At 63.8% G+C, this 24,407-nt stretch carries 24 protein-coding genes; 5 read left to right on the top strand and 19 right to left on the bottom strand.

What is annotated here, in order from left to right; translation table 11 throughout:
* Positions 1 to 144 precede the first annotated feature (144 nt).
* The 15 genes from AC27IQ_RS01800 to AC27IQ_RS01730 all read right to left on the bottom strand — a co-directional run bounded on the left by AC27IQ_RS01800 (position 145) and on the right by AC27IQ_RS01730 (position 16,026).
* Entirely contained in the window at positions 145 to 1,452 is a 1,308-nt protein-coding gene (locus AC27IQ_RS01800) for a DUF6531 domain-containing protein (RefSeq protein WP_487087772.1), read from the bottom strand.
* 21 nt (positions 1,453 to 1,473) lie between these two features.
* Positions 1,474 to 2,664: a hypothetical protein gene (locus tag AC27IQ_RS01795; protein WP_487087770.1), complete on the bottom strand. Its 1,191-nt coding sequence runs from the start codon at positions 2,662 to 2,664 to the stop codon at positions 1,474 to 1,476.
* 9 nt (positions 2,665 to 2,673) lie between these two features.
* Positions 2,674 to 3,801, bottom strand: a complete 1,128-nt coding sequence (locus AC27IQ_RS01790) for a DUF2169 family type VI secretion system accessory protein (protein WP_487087768.1) — start codon at positions 3,799 to 3,801, stop codon at positions 2,674 to 2,676.
* Positions 3,798 to 5,102 (bottom strand): hypothetical protein, encoded by a 1,305-nt coding sequence (locus tag AC27IQ_RS01785; RefSeq protein WP_487087766.1) that lies wholly within the window; start codon positions 5,100 to 5,102, stop codon positions 3,798 to 3,800. The genes AC27IQ_RS01790 and AC27IQ_RS01785 overlap by 4 nt, the downstream gene beginning before the upstream one ends.
* A 140-nt stretch (positions 5,103 to 5,242) precedes the next feature.
* On the bottom strand, positions 5,243 to 5,635 hold the full coding sequence (locus tag AC27IQ_RS01780; RefSeq protein ID WP_487087764.1) for a hypothetical protein: 393 nt from the start codon (positions 5,633 to 5,635) through the stop codon (positions 5,243 to 5,245).
* Positions 5,636 to 5,738: 103 nt separating this feature from the next.
* The gene (locus AC27IQ_RS01775) at positions 5,739 to 8,072 is read right to left on the bottom strand and encodes a type VI secretion system Vgr family protein (RefSeq protein WP_487087762.1); all 2,334 of its coding nucleotides are present in this window, start codon (positions 8,070 to 8,072) and stop codon (positions 5,739 to 5,741) included.
* A 234-nt stretch (positions 8,073 to 8,306) separates the two neighbouring features.
* Positions 8,307 to 11,186, bottom strand: a complete 2,880-nt coding sequence (locus AC27IQ_RS01770) for a conjugative transfer ATPase (protein ID WP_487087760.1) — start codon at positions 11,184 to 11,186, stop codon at positions 8,307 to 8,309.
* Positions 11,186 to 11,620 (bottom strand): TIGR03751 family conjugal transfer lipoprotein, encoded by a 435-nt coding sequence (locus AC27IQ_RS01765; RefSeq protein ID WP_487087758.1) that lies wholly within the window; start codon positions 11,618 to 11,620, stop codon positions 11,186 to 11,188. Before AC27IQ_RS01765 ends, AC27IQ_RS01770 begins: the two co-directional genes overlap by 1 nt.
* Positions 11,601 to 13,052 (bottom strand): TIGR03752 family integrating conjugative element protein, encoded by a 1,452-nt coding sequence (locus AC27IQ_RS01760; protein WP_487087756.1) that lies wholly within the window; start codon positions 13,050 to 13,052, stop codon positions 11,601 to 11,603. Before AC27IQ_RS01760 ends, AC27IQ_RS01765 begins: the two co-directional genes overlap by 20 nt.
* Positions 13,042 to 13,950, bottom strand: coding sequence for a TIGR03749 family integrating conjugative element protein (locus AC27IQ_RS01755; RefSeq protein WP_487087754.1), 909 nt, complete (start codon positions 13,948 to 13,950; stop codon positions 13,042 to 13,044). The genes AC27IQ_RS01760 and AC27IQ_RS01755 overlap by 11 nt, the downstream gene beginning before the upstream one ends.
* The gene (locus AC27IQ_RS01750) at positions 13,947 to 14,639 is read right to left on the bottom strand and encodes a PFL_4703 family integrating conjugative element protein (RefSeq protein WP_487087752.1); all 693 of its coding nucleotides are present in this window, start codon (positions 14,637 to 14,639) and stop codon (positions 13,947 to 13,949) included. Before AC27IQ_RS01750 ends, AC27IQ_RS01755 begins: the two co-directional genes overlap by 4 nt.
* On the bottom strand, positions 14,636 to 15,031 hold the full coding sequence (locus AC27IQ_RS01745; protein WP_487087750.1) for a TIGR03750 family conjugal transfer protein: 396 nt from the start codon (positions 15,029 to 15,031) through the stop codon (positions 14,636 to 14,638). Before AC27IQ_RS01745 ends, AC27IQ_RS01750 begins: the two co-directional genes overlap by 4 nt.
* Positions 15,032 to 15,041: 10 nt before the next feature.
* Positions 15,042 to 15,416: a TIGR03745 family integrating conjugative element membrane protein gene (locus AC27IQ_RS01740; protein ID WP_487087748.1), complete on the bottom strand. Its 375-nt coding sequence runs from the start codon at positions 15,414 to 15,416 to the stop codon at positions 15,042 to 15,044.
* Positions 15,417 to 15,433: 17 nt separating this feature from the next.
* The gene (locus AC27IQ_RS01735; protein WP_272548406.1) at positions 15,434 to 15,667 is read right to left on the bottom strand and encodes a TIGR03758 family integrating conjugative element protein; all 234 of its coding nucleotides are present in this window, start codon (positions 15,665 to 15,667) and stop codon (positions 15,434 to 15,436) included.
* Positions 15,664 to 16,026: an integrative conjugative element protein, RAQPRD family gene (locus tag AC27IQ_RS01730; RefSeq protein WP_487087746.1), complete on the bottom strand. Its 363-nt coding sequence runs from the start codon at positions 16,024 to 16,026 to the stop codon at positions 15,664 to 15,666. The genes AC27IQ_RS01735 and AC27IQ_RS01730 overlap by 4 nt, the downstream gene beginning before the upstream one ends.
* A gap of 606 nt (positions 16,027 to 16,632) precedes the next feature.
* Here AC27IQ_RS01730 and avrBs1 point away from each other — a divergent pair.
* A complete protein-coding gene (gene avrBs1 / locus AC27IQ_RS01725; protein WP_487087744.1) occupies positions 16,633 to 17,976 on the top strand; it encodes an AvrBs1/Avra family type III secretion system effector in 1,344 nt (447 codons plus the stop codon).
* Here the strand turns inward: avrBs1 and AC27IQ_RS01720 are convergent.
* Entirely contained in the window at positions 17,945 to 18,244 is a 300-nt protein-coding gene (locus AC27IQ_RS01720) for a hypothetical protein (RefSeq protein WP_487087742.1), read from the bottom strand. The genes avrBs1 and AC27IQ_RS01720 overlap by 32 nt on opposite strands.
* A gap of 22 nt (positions 18,245 to 18,266) precedes the next feature.
* On the opposite strand from AC27IQ_RS01720, the gene AC27IQ_RS01715 reads away from it, so the two are divergent.
* The 4 genes from AC27IQ_RS01715 (at position 18,267) to AC27IQ_RS01700 (ending at position 20,878) form a co-directional block, all read left to right on the top strand.
* Entirely contained in the window at positions 18,267 to 19,286 is a 1,020-nt protein-coding gene (locus AC27IQ_RS01715; RefSeq protein ID WP_487087740.1) for a secretion protein EspV, read from the top strand.
* 303 nt (positions 19,287 to 19,589) lie between these two features.
* Positions 19,590 to 19,823, top strand: coding sequence for a hypothetical protein (locus AC27IQ_RS01710; protein ID WP_487087738.1), 234 nt, complete (start codon positions 19,590 to 19,592; stop codon positions 19,821 to 19,823).
* On the top strand, positions 19,804 to 20,592 hold the full coding sequence (locus AC27IQ_RS01705; RefSeq protein WP_487087736.1) for a hypothetical protein: 789 nt from the start codon (positions 19,804 to 19,806) through the stop codon (positions 20,590 to 20,592). The genes AC27IQ_RS01710 and AC27IQ_RS01705 overlap by 20 nt, the downstream gene beginning before the upstream one ends.
* A complete protein-coding gene (locus AC27IQ_RS01700) occupies positions 20,555 to 20,878 on the top strand; it encodes a hypothetical protein (protein ID WP_487087734.1) in 324 nt (107 codons plus the stop codon). Before AC27IQ_RS01705 ends, AC27IQ_RS01700 begins: the two co-directional genes overlap by 38 nt.
* 57 nt (positions 20,879 to 20,935) lie before the next feature.
* On the opposite strand, the gene AC27IQ_RS01695 is transcribed toward AC27IQ_RS01700, so the two are convergent.
* Genes AC27IQ_RS01695 through AC27IQ_RS01685 form a run of 3 tightly spaced genes read right to left on the bottom strand, consistent with a single transcriptional unit; the run spans position 20,936 to position 24,406 of the window.
* On the bottom strand, positions 20,936 to 21,685 hold the full coding sequence (locus tag AC27IQ_RS01695) for a TIGR03747 family integrating conjugative element membrane protein (protein WP_487087732.1): 750 nt from the start codon (positions 21,683 to 21,685) through the stop codon (positions 20,936 to 20,938).
* Positions 21,682 to 23,853, bottom strand: a complete 2,172-nt coding sequence (traD, locus tag AC27IQ_RS01690) for a type IV conjugative transfer system coupling protein TraD (protein WP_487087730.1) — start codon at positions 23,851 to 23,853, stop codon at positions 21,682 to 21,684. Before traD ends, AC27IQ_RS01695 begins: the two co-directional genes overlap by 4 nt.
* 10 nt (positions 23,854 to 23,863) lie before the next feature.
* Positions 23,864 to 24,406, bottom strand: a complete 543-nt coding sequence (locus tag AC27IQ_RS01685) for an integrating conjugative element protein (protein WP_487087728.1) — start codon at positions 24,404 to 24,406, stop codon at positions 23,864 to 23,866.
* Between the last annotated feature and the right edge of the window lies 1 nt (position 24,407).

The following is a 24,407-nucleotide window of genomic DNA, read 5'->3' as shown; positions in this document are numbered from 1 at the left end:
CGACAGCCGACGAGGCGCGGTCGTGCGAAGGGAGACGAGAACGCCCCTGCGCTCGCAGCGCCACTGGCCGCACCCTTTGCCATGGCCTGCTCGTGGGCCTGCCGTGCGCTCCAGGTCAGCACCTCGCCCGTGCCTGCATCGGCGTCACCCGCCACCCAGTGCAGCGCCACCGCATTTGCCGTTCGCATCCTGAAGCGTGCCAGGGGGCAGGCGCCACTGCTCGGGGGCATGCTGGCGGTAATGGTGCTCCAGTCCGCCCTTGTGCGCGATGACCCACAGGCCGTCCTCCGGGTGGCGCACGGTGAACTTCTCGTAGGGATCGAACCACTCGCCGCCCACGGCGACGTGGGGCAGCGGCACATGGCGGCCCGCCTCGTCCAGCAGCACCATGCCGTCGGCGGACAGGCGCAGCTCCTGCGCCATCGGGTGGCTCCAGCCGCGGCCCCAGGGGCCGTCCTCGGCGAGACCCGAGCGGTAGCGCCGCCGCCAGACCAGGGCCAACTCGGGGGAGGGGCCGGGCAGGGTGAAGTCGGTCTCGTCCATGAGTTTTTGGCCGCTGGAGAGGATGACCGGCCCGCCGATGGCGCACAACTCGCACCCGCCCTTGCCGTTGGGATCCTGGCGGTTGCTGTGTTCCTTGGTCTCGTGCGTGTCGTTCTTGCCCTGGCTCTTGGTGCTGGTCTTGAACTTCTTGCCCGCCAGGGCGGCCAGCAGCGCGAGGCCCCCGTGCAGCAGCCATTGGGCAAACTGCTTGCGCGCCGCCTCCTTCTGCGGCTCGGTCATATGGGAACTCCAGGTGTCCATCATGGCCTTGAGTTCCTGCGCGGCGGCGACGCCCGCCTCGCCCATCGCGAGCGCCCGGTCAGCCACCACGGCGCCCCCCATCACCTGCCCGATCACGGGAATGCCCTGGGCCGCGGACGCCGCCATCGACAGGGCCAGTCCGGTGTAGGTGGACGGGTCCTGCAGCAACTCCATGGCCTGTTCGATCTCCTCCTTGGCGGCGTCCGTGAAGTGAGCCGCGGTCATGCCGCCCAGCACGTCGGTGGTGTTGTGAATCAATTGCTGGGTCTCGGGCGCCAGCTGGCTCAGGATGGAATTGGTGAGGGTAATCACGCCGTTGACCACCATCTCGCCGCCTTCGTGCACCACGGACTTGACGTAGGTGACGTGCTCGTTCACCCGGTCACGGACATTGGTGAACCAGCCCACGATGGTGCTGGCGGGATCGTGCTGGCCCTGGTCCATGGCGCCGTAGCGGTTGGACATGTCGGTGCCGTGTTCATGGATGGTGCCCAGCGGGATCTGGATGGCCTTGCTGTTGTTGCGGTGCCAGGCCGTGCCCTGCTTGCCGCTGGGCTTGAGCTTGACGTAGGTCCAAGGATCGAACGTCCAGCCGTCGGCCACCTGCGTGATCGCGCCTTCGCCTCCGCTGAATATGTGCGTGCCCATGGTGTTTACCTCCCTTGGCCGTCAGCCGTTTTTTTCGTTCTGGAGAAAGCGCGCGGAATAGGTCGTTGCCACCGCGCCCGTGTCATGTCCGTGCGCCGGGGTACGACGGTGTGGGGGCGCCTCCGTACCGATGGTGCGTTCCAGTGCCACGGCCGCTGCTGCGGTGCCCTCGTCCAGCGCCCACGACAGGATGGAGTTGGGCGGTCGCGCATCGTGGCGCAGGCGCTGTGCGGCAAGGGCCCAATGCACCGGGCCCGTGGCGGCACCGACCTGGCCGATCACGGCGGCGGGCTCCCAGTCGATGGGGTTCCATCCTGGCCCCATCCGGGCCCGGGTGGGAATCTGTGCCATCGCCCGCCAGGTGGACCCATCGAAATCCGAGACGGTGTAGCCCACGTTGCCTGCTTGCCAGCGGGCATGGGCCAGGGCAGAGCGCAAGGCGTGTTGCAGCGCCTCGGGCTCCGGGGCCTGCTGGGGAAGTCGATGCGCGGTGGCATTCGTTGCCAGCGCGGGCGGGTGCAGCACCAGCCCGCGGCCGGTGGCGTCCCGCGTGTCCGGAGCGGCCTGCAGCCAGAGGGCAGCGGCGGCTTCGCTGGCGATGCAGCCGTCGGCATGGCGGTCCGTGAGCAACGCAGTGCGGGCATGGGCCGCTTGCAGGGTCGCGGTATCGAGCAGGCTGTCCACGGCCATCAGCAGCGCCGTGCCGCATGCCGGATCGCAAGGGCCGAGGGCCTGCAGTGCGGCAAAACCTGCCGTGTGCCCGCCGCGAACGAAGCGGCACTGCACGGCACCGAGCGTTGCGCTGGCCGCAGGGCCGGCCCAACGCCCGAGTTCGGCCAGGGCCTGCTGCCAAAGATCGGTGCCTTCGCTGTCGCTCATGCGCTCGGGCAGGGCCAGCGCCATACGGGCGGGAGCGGCCCACTCCGCATCGTGTCCCGGCTGTGCCATCGAAGACACCACGTCGGCCAAGGCGGCACCGAGCAGCCGGGCGAGGCGGGATATGCCCACTGCGCCCGATGTGATCTCCGGGCACGGTGCGGTCGTGATGGCATGCGGGCCGACGCCGGGGTGCGCTGCCTTCTGGAACCGTTTTTGCAGGCCCACCCAGGACGCGGCGGACTGCCAGGCGCTGGTGCCGGCCGAGGTGACGGCTCCAGCGTGTGCGATGTGCCAAACGCCAGGCGCGGCGGCTGCGGTCGAAAGAGGTGGCATCTCGATGGATCAGGGCAAGGGGGATGGGTTGCGGGGGGCGCGGGCATGGGCCGCGACGTGCGCCAGGCCGATCCGCTCCAGTGCGGGCGGCACGATCACGGCGCGCCACAGCAGCGAGGCGCGCTGCGTTGCGGTGTCCACCAGCAGCGTGTCCCAACGCAGTTCCTGGGGCGGGAGCAGCGTGCCGCCTGCGGTCTCCGCCTGCACGGTCAGGGTCAGTTGCGGCCACGTGAAATACAGCGGGCCCGCTTCCGACATTCCATGCAGGGCCAGGGTGTGGCCCGGTCGCGGCACCTCGCGCAACTGCAGGGCATCGGGCGCAGCGTTGTGGTGGCGCGGGTCGAAGTCCTCGGGCAGTTCGGGCGCGCGGGTCGCTTGCCAGGTGCCGCCGAAGGTGCCCTGCAAGTCGCGGCGCGGGACGTGGTGTGGCGGGACATGGCCGAGGGCGATGGGGTCGAGGGTGTCGTCCCAGGCGGTAATGGCTCGGTCCAGCGGTTCGATCCACGGCAGCGGTGCGCCTTTGGCGGCTGCGGCGCTGCGGTACCAGCCCATGCCCTCCGGGTTGGGCTCGAAGGCATGCACCTGGCCGGTTTGCGTGTCTTTCTCCTGCCCGCCGAATGCAAAGGGGCGCAGGAGCGGGATGCGCAATGCGGTGGCGTCGTTCGAGGCCCGCAGCCTGCCGATCAATCCAAGTTCGGGCAGCCAGGTGCGTGGAGCGAACGCGCGCAGTTCGATCAGGCGTCGCGATCCACTGGTGCCGAGGTAGTCCGCTGCGGCATCGATCCATGGTCGTGGGCAGCCGTCCGGCGCAACGGCCCAGCCGTTCACGATCAGATCGAAGCAGGGCTTGGGCGGCACGTACTCGGTCTCCAGGCAGGTCCAGAGTTCATGGTGGCGTGCTGCGATGGCAGCAGCCTGGGCCGCTTCCAGGGGCAGGCTGCCGAGCGTCTGGCGCACCCCCTCCCGCGAAATGGCGGCCTGGTCCCTTGCTGCCGCAAGTTGGGGCGGCAGGCCCGCCGCCTCAGCCAGTTGCCACGTTCCCTTGACGATCAGCAAAGCCGCGTTGCGCCGCTCGGCGTCCTGGTGCGGAAAGACCTGCGTGCGAAACGGCGTGTGGTTGAGGACCGGGCACGTCATGGCGATGGCGGATCGGCTTGCAGGCTGGCCACCAACTGCACGGTCTCCACCGCGGCCATCTGCCGGGCGGCGAGGTCTTCGTGGGACAGCGTAAACGGACGGTCGGTGACCGCGGCATGCTCCACGTAGAGCCAGCTGCGCAGCGCATGCCCGACGTCGAAGGCGTGCGTCAGGCGATGGGTCTGCGTGATCGGCTGGCCCGAGCGGATGCGGATGGCATCGAGCGCCCAGAGTCGATCCTTGAGTGCAGGATCTGTCCATCGGGTGATTTGGTCCGGCTCCAGCCCCGTGCAGCCGTTGGCCGCGAACACTTTGCAGACGAGGGCGCGCAAGGCGCGTTGGCGCTCGTCGGAGGTGCCCTGGGAGTTCACCAGCTCGCCCGGCACGTGGCCGAACACCAGCCGCAGGACGTCGCGCTCGCCCGGCTCCAAGGGCCGCTCCTGCCGTTCGATGAAATCGAGCACCGGCAGTAGCCCTTCGATGCGCCCCGCAAGGGCCGCGACCCGCAGCGCCGTGTCGTTGGGCACCCGGAGCCCTTGCAGGACGGCACCCAGGGCCGTTTCGGGTTCGCGCGCGGCCCACAGCGCGAGCGCGGCGTCGGCCGCGGCGGCCCAGCCGATGGGGTGCGATTGCTCGGTGGGGCCGTCTGCGGCGGTGATGCGGTCGATGTAGTGCCGCAGCTCAGGCTGCAGCCGGTGCCCGCCCATCACGCCCAGGGCCTGCAGCGTGGTGATCTGCCGGGCGAGGTCCTGGCCCTGCAGCACGGCCTTCCATTGTTCTTCTGCCCGGGGTGGCACCTGCCCCATGCGCGCGCAGGCCAGCAGGCACGCATCCGGGTCCGCTCCGCGCACCGCTGCCGCATGGACTGCGGCAATGTGCTCCGGCAATGCGAGCCGTCCCGCCAGTTCCACGCCGCAGGCCAGCAGCTGGGCGTCGTCCGACGCCAGAAGGTGGCCGCAGGTATCCGGTGCGGCATAGAACCACAGGGCATCCCGAACGCAGACGGGTTGCGCTGCATGCAGGCGGGCGATGAGGTCCAGGCGCGTCGCCACATCGGTTTGGTGCTGCTCTGCCAGCGCAACGCGCACGAACGCGGCACCTGCGATTTCCTCGGGCTGGGCCTTGCCGTCGAGAATCGCCGCCGCGTCCAGGCAGGCGGCGCCGTAGTAGCGGCCGACGGCGATGAGCGCGTCCAGGCGCTGATCGACGGCCTTCAAGGCGCGCAACGTATGCCCACCGCGCAACATGCCCGAGCGCCGGCCGTAGGCTCGGACGGCGATCCCCATCTGCCGGTTCAGCATGCCGGGCAATGGCGGCGGTGTGGAAGGTCGAATGCGAGAAATCATGGGCCGTAAAGGAAGGGCGGTAGCGGTCCTGCCACGCGATGACGGTCTGCCTCGCACCGCGAACGCAGTGGCGGCCACGGCGCGGCGCAGAAAGGTCAGTTCAACTCGATGGAGCCGCCTTCGACGCGATGGGTTTCGACCGCCGCCGATGTGATCTGGTGGCCCCGGATTTCGACCGATCCATCCTGCGAGAACTGCATGCGCGCATCGGCGCAGCGCAGCAGCACGCTGCTGACCGCGCTCAATTCGAGCTGGGTCACTTCCAGCGACAGCGCCCCGGTTGCCCGGTCGAATTGCCAGGGCGCAGCGGCGGGCGCGCCAGGGCAGGGCCAGGCCGCGACGATCAGCGCTGGCAAGGGCGCGTCTCCTGGCACCGCCGATGGAAGGTCCGCAGGCAGGGCCGCGAGTACGTATTGGCCTTCGATCACCCCTGGCATCTGGGATGCCAGTGCCGCACGATGTTCCTGCCCTCGGTACTGCAGGGTCACGGTCCCATCTGTCTCCTTTCGCAGGACTTGCGCTGGCAGGAAGGACCATGCGGAATCGGTGGGCGAGGCGACCAAGGATGAGGCATTTCGGAGCATGCGGGGATCAGTTTTCATGGATGCCCCCGGAAAGGGTGGTCACATCGCTGGAGCCGATGAGGCGGATGCTGTTGCCGTTGGCGGTGATGGTGCCGTCGGCCTGGAGGGTGATCGAACTGGCACCGACTTTCAGCGTAATCGTCTCCGCATCCATGGTGATGCTGGAGCCGCCACCACCGCCACCTTCTCCACCGCCCGAGGAGGACGGTGCGGTCACGTTCTTGGTCAGGCCCGCGCCACCGCCCCCACTGGCATCTCCGCCGCCACCCCCTACGTTGAGGCTGTACTTGGTGCCGACCACCGTGGTCTGATTGGTGCCCACCTTGATGTCTTGGTCGCTGCCCACCATGGTGCTTTGGTTCTTGCCCACGATGGTGGCCATGATCGCCCCGACATTGAGGTTATAGACCACGCCCACGTTTTCCATGCGGCCGATGCCCACGTTCTGCATGGAGGCGATGCCGATGGTTTCGGTCTTGAACTTGCCGACCTTGATCGACCAGTTGTTGCCGATCTTGTCCTTCTCATTGCGACCGATGGTTTTTGTCCGGTTCTTGCCGATGCTCACCGTCTCGTCGATACCGACGTCCTCGCGGCGGTTGTCCCCGATGCTGATCCGCTCATCATGATCCACCCGCTCGGTGCGGTTGTTGTGGACCGTGATGTCCTCATTCCGGTCCACTGTTTCCGTCCGGTCGCGGTGGATGACGTTGGTCTCGTCCCGGTCGATGGTCTTGCGGCGGTCCTGACCCACCCAGTGGTCTTCATCGTTCTCGACCTCGATGAGCTGGTCCTTCTGCGCATGCAGCCACAGTTGCTCGGCCCCGGCCTTGTCCTCGAAGCGGATAGCGTTGGCATCGCCCGCGCCGTTCTTCAGGCCGTCGCCGAAGGCCCCGCCCTTGCTGGATTTGGTCTTGATGCCCGATTGCGTGGCGTTGCCCGGCAGGGCCCACGGCGGCATGTTGTCGGCGTTGTAGACGCAGCCGGTGATGATCGGGTAGTCCGGATCACCATTCAAAAAATCCACGATGACCTCGTGGCCGATGCGCGGGATGAACATGGCCCCGAAGCCTGACCCTGCCCAGCCACTCGATACACGCACCCAACAACTGGAGTTCTCGTTCATCGCCCCGATGCGGTCCCAGTGGAACTGCACCTTGACGCGGCCGTACTGGTCGGGCCAGATCTCTTCGCCGGGCGGGCCTACCACCACCGCCGTCTGCGGACCGGTGGTGCGCGGCTTGCGCGTGGTGCGCTCAGGGGTGTAAGGCAGGCTGGTGGGTTGGGCTTGCAGGGTGAATTTCTGGAACGACCCCTCTTCCTGCGGCGTGCCCTTGGGGCCGGGCGCGGCGGCGCTGACCTGGGGGTTTTCCTTGAAGTGGTATTCGAGGCCGGTCAGCAGGTACTGCTGGTTCTGGTCTTCCCGCGGGTAGTTCTCCAGCGTGAAGGTGTAGCCGGGGGCGAGCGCCCGGTGACGCGACTGGCCCCGGACGGTGCTTTGGCCGGTGAGGCTCGATTGCAGACGCACTCGGGCATAGGCTTCGCCGTCGCCGAACTGGGTGTAGCCACCCGGCCATTCGTAGACTTCGTGGGCGTCGTGCGCGTGGCCCGGCGGGGTCTGGCGCATGTTGGACAGGTCGGCACGGGGTTTCTGGAAGTCGTAGTCGTCGTTGTAGTGCCGCCCGGAGTGGATGGCCTGGTGCAGTTCCCAGGCATGGATGTTCTCCTTGTCGGCGACCGCCGCCTTCTCCGGGGGATAGAACGGGATGACCGCCGCCCCCGGTAGCGGGCTGTGCGAGGCGACGATGTCGTCCGCCAGGATCAGGGTGTGCTGGCCGGCGGCATGCTCGAAGTAGTAGTACGCCCCTTCGTGCTCCAGCAGCCGGGACACGAAGTCGCAATCGCTCTCGCCGTATTGCACGCAATAGTCCCAGCTGCGGTAGCTGCGGGTGAGCCTCTTTTGCAGGGGGTAGCCGTATTTGCCCAAGACCTCTTCGACGATCTCCGGCGCGGTCTTGTTCTGGAATATCTTGAAATCGGTCTTGCGGGTGGCCAGCCACAGCCAGGGCTGCAGGCGCAGACGGTACGAGTAGGAGCGGTGGTCCTCGCCCTGCATGCCGAAGCGGGTGACGATGCCGTCCAGGTAGCGCCGGCCCCCGCCCTGCGTTTCCACCACGATCGTGGCGTTCTTGCCCAGCAGCGCCTTCGGGTCGATGCTTTTGCTGTCGCTCAGCAAATCCAGGTCAAGACAGAACAGTTGGCTGATGGCTTCCTTGCCCTGCAACTGCCGGAACTGCAATTGCTCTCCCAGGGGCGTTTGGATCGTGACGCGGCGGGTCATTGGTATGCGGACCCGCAATGGGGCCTGGTGGCGTTGAAACGGCGGCGATCATATCCCGTCAGATGGAATATCGAGCCATTTCTCCCTTGCACCAGACCTGTCTAAATGCGTCCAAACGTAACTATTTCGCCAGTTTGATATGAATTGTCACAATTGACCGGATCGCGGTGGCCGATCTGGCGCGCAAGGGTGCGCGCCTTGTCCCGTTGCTCTGCACGGATGCAGTCCGCCAGTTCAGTCCAGGGCATTGAACGCCAAGGGCTCGATCCCGCGCGCCCGGTCGATCTTCTCAGCCACTTTGAAGGCGGCCTCCAGTTCGCTGATACCGAACTCCTGCATCAGTTGGAAGCGTTCGGCTTTTTCCTCCGGCTCGGTCATCGCCAATGCGAGGTACAGGCTGGGCGGCACGGCACGGAACAGCAGTTCCATCGATTTGGACAGGATCACGCCCTCGGTGAACTTGCCCGCCTCCTTGCGCGCCGACAGCATCAGGGCCTTCTGGGAGGCGTTCAACTCCCGAAACCGTGCGATCTTCTCCACCTCGTCGGGCGGCATGGACAGGCAGATCCACCACTCGATCATGTTGAGCATTGGTTCCGCCGCCTTGGGCAAATCGTCCAGGTTTTGCGTCGCCAGCCAGTACCAGGCGCCGAGCTTGCGCCACATCTTGGTGATCTTCACCACATAGGGTGCCAGCAGCGGGTTCTTTGTGATGGCGTGCCCCTCGTCGGTCACGTTGATGATCGGCCGACCCAGGAACTGGTCGCGCTCGGCAATGTTGTTCACCGTGTTGATGAGCGAGATGTAGGCGATCGACAGCTGAGCGTTGTAGCCTTCGCGGGCGAAGGTGGCGAGGTCCACGATGGTGATGTCGGCCTCGGGCCACGGCGTGCCTGGCCGGTCGAACATTTCGCCATCGACCCCCTGGCAGAACATGTCCATGGCATCGGCCATTTCCAGCAATCGCGAGCGTCGGCTTTCCGGCAAGGTGCTGTCACGGCTGCGCTCTCGCAGCGCATCGCGCACGTCTCGCGTCAGTACGGTGCGCCGCTCACTGGTACAGCGCTGCGCCGCATCCAGAATGCATTGGCGGATCAGGCTGCGGTCGGCGCGCGTCATGCGGGCCTCCTCCTTGTCTTCGCCCCCCGTGATCATCAGGCGGGCAGTGATCTCCAGTTCGCCCAGGACGTCACGTTGTTCGTCGTGATCGGCGGCGTGGTCTGGCTCTTCCCTGTCCTCGTCCAGTGCATCGGCGTCCAGGGTCTGCACCTGGCTGGGCGTATCGACCAGGCGCCAGGCATCGGCAAACGGAGCCAGGCTCACGCCCGAGCCCGGAGACAGCTTGACGCGATGCACCGTCAACCCGAGCCGCTTGGAAAAGTCGCCGAACAGGCCGAAGCTGTTGCCCGCTTCCACGATGAACAGCCGTGGCCGGTAGATCGCGGTGACCTGGTTGAGGATGTTGTTCAGCGTGGCGCTCTTGCCCGAGCCGGTCGGCCCGAACAGGAACAGGTGGGCGTTCATCTGCCGATCCAGGCGATTCAACGGATCGAACGTCACGGTCCCGCCGCCACGATTGAAGAAGGTGATGCCGGGGTGGCCCGTCCCCTGGCTGCGGCCCCACACGGGTGCCAGGTTCGCCGCGTGCTGTGCGAACATCAGCTGCGTGTACCACTGGCGCTGATCCTTGGCCGGGTCATAGACGCACGGCAGCCAGCGCAGATAGCTGTTGAGCGGGGCCACCTCGTCCTCTTCGCGCACCGGCTGCAGGCCCGCGTTGAGCAACACGTTGCCCAGGTGCACGCCGCGCGCGTCGAGTTCGGCCACATCGCGTCCTCGCAGGTAAAACGCCATGGAGGCGCGGTAGAGCTTGTGCGAGCTGCCGATCAGGCCGCGCGCCTGCCGCACGTCCTTGAGCGTCTGCTCCGACGCCAGCGTCTCGCCGACCGCCTTGCGGGCGATCTGGTTGAGATGGGATTCCAGAATGTCCTGCGGCGTCACGACCAGCGTCAGGCACATCACGGTGTCCTCAGGCATCTGGTCCATCAGCGCGTTGATGGCATCGCCGCCCTTGCGGGTCTCCCCGGTGACGTGGCCCGTGGCAGGCGGCAGGCGAAGCCGGTCCAGCACGATGGTCCGGTGCGGCATTGCGTCGAAATACCAAAGACCGTTGTCGGCATCCGATCGCGGCTGGCCGAAGAAGAGGCGTTGCGCGAAATCCGTGCCGCTCGCCATCTCGATCTCACCGGGATCGGTGGATTCGGGATAGGCCGCCAAGCGGTAAAAGCGCTCGCGGTCCTCGGCGCTCGGCCCCAGCAGGGGCGGGCAAGGGTTGAACCAGCGCAGCAGCCATGCATGGATGTCCGCAGCGGCCAGGCGGCGCGATTGCACGCCGGCATTGGACAGGCCACCGACCAATCGCTCGCAGATCACGTTCAGCGCCTGCTCCGGTGACTGACCCCTGCGGGCCGCGGTCTGGTGAACACGCCGATAGGCGACGAGACGCACGCGGCGGGTCTGCCCGCGCCAGGGCAGGCGCGTGACCGTGTGGTCCTCGAACAAGCCCCCCGGCTTGGCCACCGCCCGCAGATGATGGGCCAGGAACCGCAGGTAGAACGCGCTGAACGCGGTTCCCTGCGCACGCGGCTGCACGTAGTTCTCCAAGGTCTGCAGGTAGTGGTTCCAGTCCGCCTCGTCCTGCACGTAGAACTGCACCACCCACGGCGATTCGTCGAGTTCATCGAAACTGTCCTGAAGCGCGTTTTCCACGGCATCGCGCGCCTGCATCAGCCAGTCGGCCTCGCGGCCTTCCGTGCCGATCGGCTGCAGCTCGAAGAACGCGGCCACCGAGGTGCCATCCTCCAGCAGCATGCATCGGGAGTCGGGCAGGTACTCGGCCCAGGGCAGCATGTCGGCAAACGATGGGGTCACGTCGTAGAGCGCCTGCTCGTCGGCGACCGTCGCAGGGCGCGTTGCCCGGCCGCGTGGCTTGCCCGGCTCGGCGATGCCTTGCGCCGCCAACGCAGCGACGTGGCGCTCCCAGGCATAGGGCGGCGGCGCGTCCGCGCCAGCGTCGGGTGTGGCGTTGCGGTGGCGCTGGAAGGGCCACCGCATCAGTAGTCCTCGGTCCGTTCTCCGGGCATCGCGTACTGCACCCGCTGGTACAGCGGGAACACGGTGGTGTAGCCCGGAATCGGCACGGGATCGGTGCCCGCCAGATGGGGGAACACGTACATCGCCAGGTCGGGATTGGGCAGGCGGTGGAACTGCCGATCGATCTCGTTGCGTGCCGTGCGGGTGTAACTCGCCTGGCTCGCGGGCGCTGCCTTCACGTCCGCTTCGGTGAGCGGGCGGCGCAGCGACTGCCGGGCGTCGAGCAACGGCCCGGCCTGTCGGCCTGCGCCCGCGCTGCCGCCGGTTTCCGCGTTCCAGACGTCGAGCATGGTCTGGTCGTCGTGGGGAAGGAGTTTTTCCTTGCTGGTCGAGCAGCCCGCCAGCGCGAGGGCGGCGAACAGCGCCGCCATGCCGTTAATCCAGGTCCTGCGCATGCAAGGCTCCTCCGAGGCGATGATCGACCTTGCGGCCCTTCGGGTCGTAGTCGATGGTGAGGGGTTGTTCGAGGTGCACGGCCACCTTCGCGCCGGGCCGGACATAGACGGCGGCGAAGGCCTGGCCATAGAGCTTGTTCACCCACTGCGACATGTCCTGCACGCCGCCGGCGAGGATGCGGCCCATCGCCTCGTTGCCGGAGATGCCGACCGTGCCCAGCGAGCCGTTGTTGTTGGCGACGACCGCGACACTGCCATTGTCGGATTTGATCAAGGAGGCGACACCGGCGCCCGCTGCGGTGATGAGCGATTGCGTCCCCAGATACTGCTGTGCATTGCTGCGCCGTTCGCCGCTGACGCAGGGGATGCCGTAGGGATCGCTGATCCAGCCCAGGCCTTCCCGCGTCCCACCGCTGTCGGTATCGCCATTGTCTTCACCCGTGCCGCTCTGCTGCCCATTGCCGGACCCGCGCCCGCGATCCTGCGGCACGGTGCGGATGGTGCCATCGGCGAAGACGAAGGTGACCGAGCGGATCTGGCCGCGCACGCATGAAAGGGTCCAATCGCCGGAGGCCGTGCCGCTCACCACGGCCCCTGCGACGTCGGGAATGTCGATGCCGTTGGCCGTCAGGTTGTCCGGCCCGATCAGCACCTTGAACGGATAGGGGTCGTTGACGGTGCCATCCACCGGCACACGCCCGATCAACGCGGTCATCGCGATGGAGCCCATCAGGGTGGCGTTGGTCGGCACGGTATAGACCGGCTTGGCGGCGGAGACTTCTGGCGCCTGTCCGCTAACGTCCGTGGTGTGATCGGCGGACGCCCCGTTGGCCTTGTCCATCCCGAACCGGGTGGGGAAACTGAAATTTTGATCGGACACACCGCTCTTTTTGTCGCGGCGCGCATCGTCGGGTTCGATCCAGCGCATGCCTTGCGCGCCGGGCGCGCCCTTGGCATCCGGCTCCAGTCCGAGACCCACTGGAAGGTCGGCATCGCCGCTTTTTCCGGCCAGCCCCTCGATCTGGCGCTGCACCTCCTGCAGCAGGCCTTGCGCCTGCTGGCGCTCGCCCGCGACCTGATCGCGGTCGGTGCGCAACTGGTTGCGCTCGGCGTCCAGCGCGCTCTGGATGCGCCGGTCGATCGCGCCTTCGCGCTGGCGCAGCCGCTCGTTCTCGGCCTGCTGGGTCTTGTTGTCCGCCAGGGCACCCTGCAGTTCGGTCCGCAACTGCTTGACCTGGCCGACCAGGGTCGCCACGGTGTCGCGCGGCGTGTCGGCATCGATGCCCAGGGTCTTGGCCTCCTCGGCGGTCAGCCGGGTGCCGGGCGGGCGGGGCGACGACGCGCTGCCGCCGGAGAACAGCTGGATGCCCGCGAACACCAGCACCAGCGCCAGCGGGACCATCAACCACTTGAGCAGGCCATTACTTTTCATGGGAGGCTCCCTGCGGGCGCTGGGCCGGTTTCGGAAGGTTGGCGGCGGCATCGATCCGGCCGATGGCGGGCAGCAGCGATTGCGCGAGGCCATGCCCCTTCGTCACCAGATAGACGACCGAGGTGTCGTCCGGCTGGCCGGCGGGCCCCAATGTCCCGTGCTGAAAGGTGGCCGTCACGAAGTCGCCCACCAAGTCCCGCGGGTCCAGGCTGAACGTGCCCGGGGAGCCATTGCTCAGTTGCACCGCCGTGACCCACAGGTCATCGAGCCGCCAGGCCGCCAGGGCCCGCGCCCGCACCGGGACGGTCGGCAAGAGGGTCTCCAGCGCCAGGTGGCGCGGGAGGTTCACGCGCGTGATACCGCTCAAGGGCTCGACGGTGCGCAAGGGGGCATAGAGGTTCTGCGCGGCGTACCGGGTCAGAACGACGGGGATCGGCGTCTCGCGCGGCGTGCGGGGCGATGATCCCGGCCCTTCGGCGGCATCCTCGATGGTTGCCGCAGGTTTTGCATCGCCGTAGCGCACGGCGGCGGCATCGGCCTCGACGATGCGGACCGGCTCCAAGGCCGGCTGGCCAACCCCGGCCGTTTCGGCGGCGACATCCAGCAGTATGAGTGCGCCGGTATCGGCGTCCTGCAATTGCAGCCGGGTGGGCTCGATCGGTTCGCTGGCACGCAGATAGATCGCGCCGCCCGCGCTTTGCACCCGCAACCGTCCTTCCAGCGATGCCGGCACGCCTACGCGGATGTTGCGGTCGATGAAGACGACACGCTCCTGATCGACATGCAGCGGCACCGCCAGGGGAAGCCGCTCCCAGCGCATGATTTCCAGCGCTTGTGCCGGGGCGGCCAGATAGGCCGCGGTCAGCAGCAGGCCGATGGACCAACGGTTGTGTCTCATGGTGTCTCTCCCAAGGCGCCACCGAGCACCCCCGAGGGCCGGCCAGGGGCGGGCGCAGGTTCGGGCGTGGCGATGCGTTGTGGCGGTGTGCTGTAGCAATCCAGCGCCAGCCCGAACGGGTTGCGTTCGGGATCGATGTCCGAGCGCGCGACCTTGAGCGGGTAGCGCACCAGCGCGCGCTTGACCTGTTCCGCTCCGAAATACTCGTCGGCCGTCACATCCAGCGTGACGAGCCAGTCCCGTTCGGACATGGTTTTGACGCGCAGCGCGGGATCGCTGCCATAGCCGCGCCCCGGAATCTCGTAGATGCCGCGCACGCGCTGGCGCAACTCGCCCGCCGCGCGGCGCAGTTCGTAGTCGTGCAAAAGGAAGTCCTGGCAGGCCGGCGTGAGGTAGGGCGACAGCGCACGGATATTGCGCGCATAGTCCTCGTCGCCATTGGTCGGCCAGCGCTGGAGCTGCTGCCAGATGTAGAACGTGAACGCGTACACGCTCTCCGGTGGAACCTCCCACCATTTGCGGGTGCTGCCCGACCGGAGGTCCGGTGGCACATGGATGGTCAGGTTGCGCGGCGAGCTCCACCAGCCCGCGCCCATCACCAAGGCGATGAGCAGCAGCGCGCCAGCGCCCAGGCGCAGGGTCTGGATGTGTGCGCGCAACTGCGTGATTTCGTTCTTGAACCGGCTCACGTCGTGGTCCTCCGGGTGCACCACCAGCCCGAGCGGATCACCAGGCCATCTCCCCCGAACAGCCAGGCCAGCGCCGGCTGGTGGCGTGCGATCCACCACTGCATCTGCCGGTACAGCCAGGTATCGGGCCGACCGCGCTTGTGACGACGCAGGACACCGCCGCCGACGAACACGCCGACCGCGATGCCCAGCACGATGGCGGTGGGCACGACGGCGATCGAGGCGGCGAGGAGGGCCAGCGGCACCCCCATCGCAAACCCCGCCGCGCCCGACAGTCCGGCGCAGACCCATAGCTCGTCCGCCGTGAGGCCCCGGACCACCACGGGATGGCGGTTGAGCCGGTGCGGAAGGAATGCGACCGTGCCATCGGGCCGGACATCGTGCTCGGCCATGCCCATGCCCTCACAGAATCCCGGTGGCCTTGGTGAGCAGCCAGATACCGACGACCAAAAGCACCGCACCGACCGCCACGCTCAATCCGAACTGGCCCCAGGTCTTGCGGCCGTTGTGGATCTCGGCGTAGGTGCCGTAGGCGTGGTAGCAGACACCGATGAACATGGAGGCGACGACGAGCAGCGCCACCAGCATCACGATGTCGTAGGCGTAGTTGCGCAGCGTTTCCATGATGCCGCTGCCCGCGCCGCGGGTGGGGTCCTCCAGCGTGGGCAACCCCTGGGCCTGCGCGAGTGAGGACAGCAGCAACGCGGGAATACTGGCCCGCGCCGAAAGGCGCACGGGCCAGCGGAGGAAGGAACGATGGGAGGGGACCGGATGCATGGTGTCCTGCCTTTGCGTCAAGAGAGAAGGAAGAAAGTCAGCACGAGGTACATCGCGACGAAACGCATCGCGACACCGAGGAACTGACGCTGGGAAATTCGTTGCTCCGACCAGCCGACATAGGCCGTGCGCAATGCCCACACGCCCCACAGCAGCAGGATGGCGAACACGGCCCCGACCAGCAGGCCGAGGGATGCGGAGGCATCGAAGCCCCCATTGGCCTGGAATGCGGACAGTTGCTGGGCCGTCATCGCTCGCGCTCCTGCCCGGCGTCCTGGCGGTAGTCGCCGGAGAGAGCAGCCGGGTCGCGCGGCTGGGCGCGCTGCGGGCTGAGGTAATCGCGGATGCCGGCGCGCACGCGCCGCAGATCGGCATTCAGGCGCGGGTAGTCGAAGTGGTATCGGGCAGGAACGCCGGGCGCGGCGGTGGCGGATTGACCGACGAGGCGATCGATCAGGTCCAACTGGCGAACGATGGCGGCGAGGCGCTCGCGCTCGATCTCCGCGTCATCGGCTGCAGCGGCCTGATGTCCCGTGAACAGCAAGCAGGCGAACAGGGCCGCAGCGAAAGCGGGTCGCCATGCCAGCGTCGATCTGTGGGTTCGATCCATCGTGCCATCCCGTCTGATGCGAATGGCTGGATGCTGCGGACTGGCGCGTGAAAAGTCCGCGATCTATCGGGAATGTGCCGTCACCACTTTCTTGTGCGACGACAGACATACGTTTCTGTCGATACCTGGGCGATACCGCCTGTTCCCCCCCGCAAGCGGTCGGGCTTCGCAAATCCTGATGTGAATTCGCCTGCCTTCGATCAAGATTTCCACAGCTTGGAATATCGTTTGTTTCCCAACACAGTCAGTCCACTTGCCTTCGTGTATTGCGTATTCGCAGCGGACTGACGGCCATCAAACGAACCAAAGGAACCTATTTCTCGCGACATCCCACCCCGTCTCGGCAAGGACTCGACAAACTCAGGAGCAATCTCGGATTGCATTCCGGCGTCATCGAGGTAATCGCCCAAAAAAAAAGACGCAAGCCAATCGGGCCTTCCTTGCGTCTTCCGTACCGCAGATCGGTTAGCAATGCCGCGTAGAAACCGCAGCGCTCATGGCCCGTATCGCAGAGCAAACCGCCAAGGCGGATTTCGTCATCCCCTTCCTGCGGGAAAAGAACCGGCGCTTTAATTTTCAGATTGTCATTGAAACGGAGAATTCTCATTGCCAAAAATCAACACGCCCGCCTTACACCCATCTTTTTCATCGAGCATCACATCTCTTGGCGACAAAAAATCTGACCTACCAGAAAGAAAGGAAATTTCACACCACACCCTTCGAGCAAGAACCGGCCCATCCACCTATGAGCATCAAGGCACTGTCGGAAATTTAACATCGCAAGCTCTAAGAAAAATAACACAGGTTCAAGAAAAGAAAATCCAAGTCCAGCAAATTGCCAAATTATGGGAGCACGCAAGGAAAGCGAAAATACAGGGCAATGACATTCACAAATATATCGAACAATCAGCATTCGCTCCGCGGCAAGATGGGAATATCGCGCAAAGATTTGCAGAGGGTCATCCAGCGCTGATACGTACGCTCAGATTTTATAAAGATAACGAAGCGACTAAAGAGTTTGGAGCCTCTGGCAAAACACCAGCAAAACGTGAAGTGGACACACTGACAAACCGGATCACTGGCCGCGATATAGTCATGACCCCTGCTTCGGCAATCGTATCTGGGGCAAAGGCCAACACGATTTCTCTGATGAAAAAGCCTGATCGGCCAAAGTGGAAAGGGCTTCCGTCCATTGTCTCCATGCCCGAAAACAGAACCCCTCCCTCCCTATTCGGACAGATTTCAAAGAGACCGGGATTTGGTGATGTGCATTCTTTCAAGTCTAACGAAGGTTTCGATGCCGAATATGCGCGAAAAAGCGCTTCGATGAGTCATTCCCAGAAGTTAGAAATGCTGGAGCGAAAAGTCAAAAAATACATTAAAACGGACCCACACCGTCAGAATTCTGATTTTTCGCACTCCATTGAAGAATTGGTGCAAAACATGCAGATTTTTCAGTCAAAGCAACCTGAATCTATTTTAAGACACAATGAATATTGCGCCAAATTAGAGGTTTGGGATGCCCGGGCACTGGAAGTCGGAAATTCTCCAAGCGTGGCAATCGCCACCTTGTTGGAGTTCAATTTAGAAATGGCAGCCCTTGCGAGAGATTTGGAACAAGAAGGGCCAGAAGGGAAAAATCTAATCGATTTCCTGAAGCGTCAAGTGTCATGGACCGAATCCGGGCAGGTGCAAGACTTGGCATCTAGCCTAGAAAGCCTGAAGCTGATCTCCAAGGAAATGCGAGAGGCGGTGTTGGCCGATATTACTTCAAATCTCCGCAAAGGGATATCGCTTTGTACTTATGAATTCCAGGAGGAGGGAAGTGCCATACGTGCCTTGAGTTTGCGAGATTTCAAAGCCAGCGAAATATTAACTGGCTTGGAACTTTTTCTTTCATCTAAAATGCAACATCTACCTACGAGAAGTCATTTTCTTTCAAGGCTTTAATTCTCCAAGCCTTTATCATGAAACCTCCAATACCATTGCTCAGCAGTAATTCGACCTTGCTGAGTAACTTTAGCAAATCTCGATCGAATGAGCAGTCGAGTGATCCGCAATCACCCCAATCCCGCGTGCTGCACAGCTCGCATATCGATGTTGTAGGTCGTTCCAGTTCAAGCAGCACTATGGCACCCAGAATACCAATGCCAGAGGTGAAAATGGGTGTTGCCATAGCTTCGCCTAGCCCCGTTAATGACACGTTCAGCAGCGCCACGATAAACAGATCGCCTTATGTCGTGACTGAACAAACGCCATCTGCCATTCGTCAGTTTCTCTCTCGGTCATTGTCGAACAACCGATATTACTCCATTTCCCACTTGCATCGCAGGGCAGAGGTCTATCTCGCGAACATCGGAGCGGAGAAGGCATTGATTGATACCGCTAGCCTCGCCCTGAAAGACCCCGCAACTCCTGCTGCTCAGCAGTCGGCATGGCTTTGTCATTTGGAACGCGGGCTTTGGGAGTCGGAAGAAGCGCTGGAGAGCAGAGATCGTCAGCGGCTCGGGGACGAAGCCCAAGGTCACATCGCTCCCTCCGACGACTCCCCTTACAAGCGTCCTAAAGCGTGGACGCCCTCGCCTGCGTCCAGTGCGGCATTCGCAATGATGCTCAAGGGTGAATCCGGCCCATTCACATGGGCACAAGCTCAAACAGGATTTGAAACGGCACAGGAGGGCCAACTGTTAGCGGGCCGTTTGAAACTTCAAGACCGCGTAACTTTCCGTGCTGAAAATCGCCACGATGCCACTCGCTCTGGGACTCATCCCACGAAAACATTGAATGGAGCCGATCTATCGCATGACACCGGCACGCACTTGAGAGACGCGCTTGGGGTGCCTGTCATGACCGGGACCTCGGGCTCATCGTCAGATGTGGCCATTGCCATGCGATATGGCGCGCAGAAAGCCGAAAGCTCCTGGGCAGCCCCTGGCTTATCTCAGGAAGAGGCAAAGAAAGCCCTGATCGATTTAGCCCTTCATTTCTTTCGCACCGAAGGCTCGAACCCGCCTGCGGTGCTGGCCAAGGGAATGAATGGGGTGCGAGCCCAACTCGGGTTGCCGGACAAGCAGGTAGACGCTGCCGAGGTTTTCGCCCACAGTTACCCTGAAATCCATGCCGCAGTATCGCTGACAGTTGACGGCATCGACCCGCGCGACCCGGTTGCCGTCGAGCAAGCGCTGAGGGAATACACGCTGCAGGCCAAACGACGGCTGGACGGAGTAAAACTCGTGAGCGGTCTGTCGAGCAAGCTCTGAGGGAATACACACGACAGGCCAAACGACAACTTGATGCGGCAAAACTTGCGAACGATCGGTCTTGACGATGCAGTTCGCCGATCAAAATCTTGAGCCTTGACCGACTTTTATCGCTGGCCCGTGTAAAGAAATTTCTCGCATTGGGTAGATGTAAAAAACTCGTCGATGTAGAGCAGACCACTATCTGCCAACTCGGCAGAGAATAGAAGAGGCGATGGTTTTTCGTCCAAGCCTGGGATGGTCGGTTTCTTCAAAGAAGCGCTGAATGGTCCCATTAACTGATACCGTTGATATGGATTGCCAATGCCAAGTTTCTCAATTGATTTAGCCGCAGAACGTATCGTCGAAAAACGATCTCAGAACAATTTCGAGGAAGTTGTCCGATGCTTTGCCACAGGCTGCTATCGCAGCAGCATCGTGATGCTTTGGACCGTAGTCGTCTGCGATCTTGTCTATAAATTGCAAAACTTGCGTGACATGCATGGTGATGTGCAAGCGGACAAGCTGCTGAAGGACGTTGAAAAAAAAGCAGCTTGATAATCCGTCCAATCCGGAGTGGGAGCTCTATCTCCTGAATGAGGTCGTTTCGCGCACCAAGTTGCTGGAAGCGGCCGAGCATATTCAGTTGCAAGGACTACAGAAACTCCGCCACCTATCGGCGCATCCTGTTCTTACTGGAAGCGACCTTTTGTTTCAGCCGAGCAAGGAGACAGCGCGTGCCAACATTCGCACCGCGCTGGAAGCAGTGCTTCTCAAACCGCCGTTGTTTTCTAAGAAAATAGTACCCGCTTTGGTGGCGGATATTGCCACCAACAAGGCGCTTCTGATTTCAACCGGCAAGCTCAAGTCCTATTTGGAGGCCCGTTACTTCCCGAACATGCCCGGGGCAGTGGAGCTGGAATTGTTTCGGTCACTCTGGAAATTCTGCTTCAAACTCAGAAATATTGAGACTGATACACACCGTGATATCAACGTTGTGGCGCTGGGTGTAATTTACGAGCGTAATCCCACCATGTTCCGCGCGGCGATGGACGGCGATCGGATTTATTTCAGCAATGTTGGACCAGATCCAGAACTGCTCGAAGCGTTGATCCATTTCCTGGCGGAGCATCAGTCGCTCTATGGATCACTTAATTCTGCAGCCCATATTCTCCTGCAAGGGCAGGCTGCGGGAGACATCAACCTCAGAATCAAGTCTTGGTTTCAGCACCCGAGCTTCGCTGCGCATCTTGCCGCATTGCATTCAGAAACCGCCGATGCATTCGATGATGCCAGCGAAAAAAAGCTGGGCACTGCTTCTGGATGAATCGGCAAACGAAGGTGTGCTGCAAACTGCATGCGAAATAGCGATAAAAAACTATGGCGCTTGCGTCAATTATGATGATGCGGACAAACGGTTTGGGCGCTTCATCGCGCCAATTCTTGGCAAGGTTGATGCAGCCAGGATGACAGCGCTTTTGAAAGAAATCGACAAAAATTCGCAGATATATGATCGGCGTCGCGCCAAAATTGATCACAGGGAAGTGGTGGCTGCTGCGTCGAATTTGTCCGTTGATACGAGTCCTTATAAGAACTTCTTGGCGAACGTTTGATTGGCGTGTCGTAAGCCGCCACCGAAAAAATCGATGTCGTTACGCCGCCAGCAGGTTCTATAGATATTTCTTGAAGCTGCCCACCGCGATGTTTACCGCCAACCCCAACAGCATCGCGCTGGGCAGCAGGATCAGCAGCGGGCTGACGCTCACGGGCAAGGCCAGATAGACCACCCAAGGCCATACGGCGAGCGGCATCACAGCAGCCTTCGCCCGGTGATAGACGAAACCGGACTCCCGCCCTGCACCGAAGCGCCGGATATCCCGGCGCACCAATCCATCTACCACCCCGACGAAGGCCGCCATCAGAAAGAGCGGCAGGCTGAGCACCAGGACGAGCAGTCGGACGATGAACACCAGCAGCATGAAACCGCTGGCAATCAAATAGCGCTCCGTCCAGACATACACCTGGCTGATGTAGAAGCGGAAATCCCGATGGTTGCCACGGCTGGGCGCGCTGGCCTGCGCCGACGCATCGCGCATCCAGTCCACCAAACCGCTTCGCACGAAGGTCCACTCGTACCCTTGCTCGACCAGCCATCGGCCCGTGCGCCCCGGTTCCTCTACCAGCGCGCTGCGCGTGAAATGCCCCGACAACTGGGCCAGTTCGTCGTTCAGCATGTTCGATGCGTGCCGCCAGCCTTCTTCCGGCCAGAACAGGTGCATGCCCACGCATTCGATGGCGATGCACAGCAACAGCGAGCCGCAGAGGACCCCGACGAAGCGAAACGGCAGCGTGATGACCTGGGCGACCAACCCTTGCTGCTGGTCCTGCTGGCGCCGGGCGGTCGCGGCCGGATCGCTCATGGTGCCGCCACGCTCTCTTGTGCCTCGTCCGCGGCCATGTGGCGAAAACCGTCCAGCAGATCGGCGGGCAGGGGGGTGTCCTGCAATCCTGCAAATCCCTGGTGTTCCCACCAGTCGCCGGCCTCCACGTAGTGCTGGCGCATGTATCCGGCCAGTTGCTGGAGGTCATTGGGCATCGCTTCGTCGGGATCAGGCTCTGGCAACGGCATCCGGATCTTCCAGAGATTGCCCCCTTCCAGCAACGCAAAAGCCTGGCCCTTGGGGAGACCAACCACATGCGCCGGCTCGATCAGCGGCACGCTGGAGGTGGTGATACGGTCCTGCGTGTTGCTGGTGAACGCCGTCTTGCCATGGATGTCTGAGCTGTCCGTGGCACCGCTCATGACGGACGTGGCGTAAACCTCCACCTTGGGCAACTGCTTCGTGAGCAGTTCGGCGGTGGCCGTCTCGCGCACCCGCAGCATGAACAGGTTGTTGAAGTTGCCCACCACCTGGCCGGCCTTGGCACGGTTGCCGATGCGTGCCTCGATGTCGGAGAGCGTCTGCGTGTAGGCGGTGACCTGGATGCCCGCACCACCACCCTTGTTGACCATCGGGATGAACTCGTCGCCCATGAGTTCGTTGAACTCGTCCGCATGCACGTTGATCGGAATCTTCGCGTTCGCGGATGCACCGGGCAGTCCATCGTCCACGCCGAACTTGTACAGATGCCCTGCGACCGACACCAGGTCGGAGAACATCGAATTGCCGACGGCGGCGGCGACCTCCGCATCGGACAGTGCGTCCAGGCCCACATAGACCACCGCGCGCTTTCGGATGATCTGCATCCAGTCGAAGATCGGCCGCGGGTCCGCCAGGTCCGAATAGTTCGGGGCCAGCAACTGCGCGATCTTGCCGGTGGTGAGTTTTTCCAGCAGCGGCAGCAGGCTTGCCACGATCTTGTCGAAATACGTGCGGTCGTAGCGCACGGCGCTGCGCAGGCCGTCGAGTACCGGGTCGTAGGTCCGCACCTGGGACAGGTACTGCTCCAGCGCTACGACACGTTTTTCCCGACCGATCATGTTGCGGGGAATGTTCTTTTCGTTCAACTTCGCTTCGAGCTGGACGATGATTTCCCAGGCCTTCGGCTCGTTCCGGGCGAAGTAGTGCTGGGCATACTCGATGAACAGCGCATCGATGTTCACGACATGCCGCTGGATCAGCAGGTAGTCGGGGCGCTGGCCCAGTTCCACCAGCGCACGCGCGATGATGTTGACGAACCGCCAGGCGAATTCGCGGAAGGCAGCGCTGTTGCCCTCGCCGGACAACTGCCCGGCGATGCGGGTGGCGACCTCCGAGATCCGCCCGAAGCGGCCCACGGCGTTGTAGCGTGCGCTGATGTCGGGCCAGCCGAGATGGAACACATAGAACTCGCCCTCGCGGCCTGCGCGTTTCGCCTCGACGTACATGCGCTTGAGCAGATCGGCATCGCCCTTGGGATCGAAGACGATGACGACCTCGAAATCTCCGTGGGCATTGCGCCGGCGAATGTCCTGCGTGATGAACAGTTCGGCCAGGCGCGTCTTGCCGACCCGCGTGGTGCCCAGCACCAGCGAATGGCCGACCCGTTCACCCAGGGGCAGGGTCACGTCGGTTTCCTGCGGCTCGATCCCGTGCAAGCGCGGCATGCCGCCCACGGGCGGCAACGGGCGCGCGGGATTGAGCGGGTGATCCCATGCGGTCAGGCGTCCGATGGCCGACAGCGGAAACGGCGCGAATTCCAGGCGCGCCTCCGCACGCCGGCCCAAGCGGTACAGGGCCGTGGGCTCGACGTAGCGGCGAAACTCCGGCCGGTAGGTCTGCATCAGGCGGTGGGTGTGCCGCTGGTCCCAGCGAAACCCCCGGCCGATGAAGAGCCGCTGCGAACTCACCGGAACCGCACGGCTGGTCATGACGTAGCGGGGAAGGCGGCGGATGTTGCGGCGGTAGCGCAGGATCGCCAGAGCGTCGCGCAGGCGGATCGCCCCGAAGGCGAGAAAGGCCATCGCGGAACCAGCGCCCAGCCGCGGGCTCAGCGCCAGCGCCCAGGGGGCCATCGCGCACAGCAGCGCGGCTCCCGCGCAGACCGCGACGGTGTAGAGCTCCACGGCGGGCCGGAGCAGGACTTCCACCGCATGGGGCTGGGCCATGGCGACGGACTCACTGCTCGATGCCGGTCGCGGTGATCAGCACGGGATAGTGGCGCAGGCCGAGACGCCCGGCAAGATCGTCCCCGGACACTGGGGAAAGCGTCAGACCTTGGGCCTCCCGACGCAAAGCGGCCAGGGCCCACGCCGATTCGACGTTGACCACCAGACCCGTCGCATTCATCTCGCGCAGGGTTGCGCCGCGTTCGGCCAGCCAGGCCCGCGAGCGGTCGTCGTCGCCGATCACGAACATCGGCATGAGCCCTGGCGCCTGGATCACACGGCGTGGCTCGGTGCCCGGCGACAGGCGCTGCGAACGCACCGGCAGCATGTCCGCTTCGGAAAACAGCCGGGCCGGTGCGGCGGGCACGGCCGCGCTGGATGGTGATGGCGAAGCCTGCTGTTTGGGCGGCGGGCTCAATGCTTCGTAGTAGGGCAGTGCCGAAGCGCCGCCATGGTCCTCCACCACGGTCAACGGGGACTGGGCCAGAACCGGCCACGCACTGCAACATAGCAGGCAGGCCAATCCTGACCGGGCGGTGTATGAGTGTTTCATC

Source organism: Acidovorax sp. KPB24-07 (assembly GCF_057543315.1).
The sequence above is the reverse complement of the archived record's forward strand: the minus strand, read 5'-3'. Positions and strand labels throughout refer to the sequence as shown.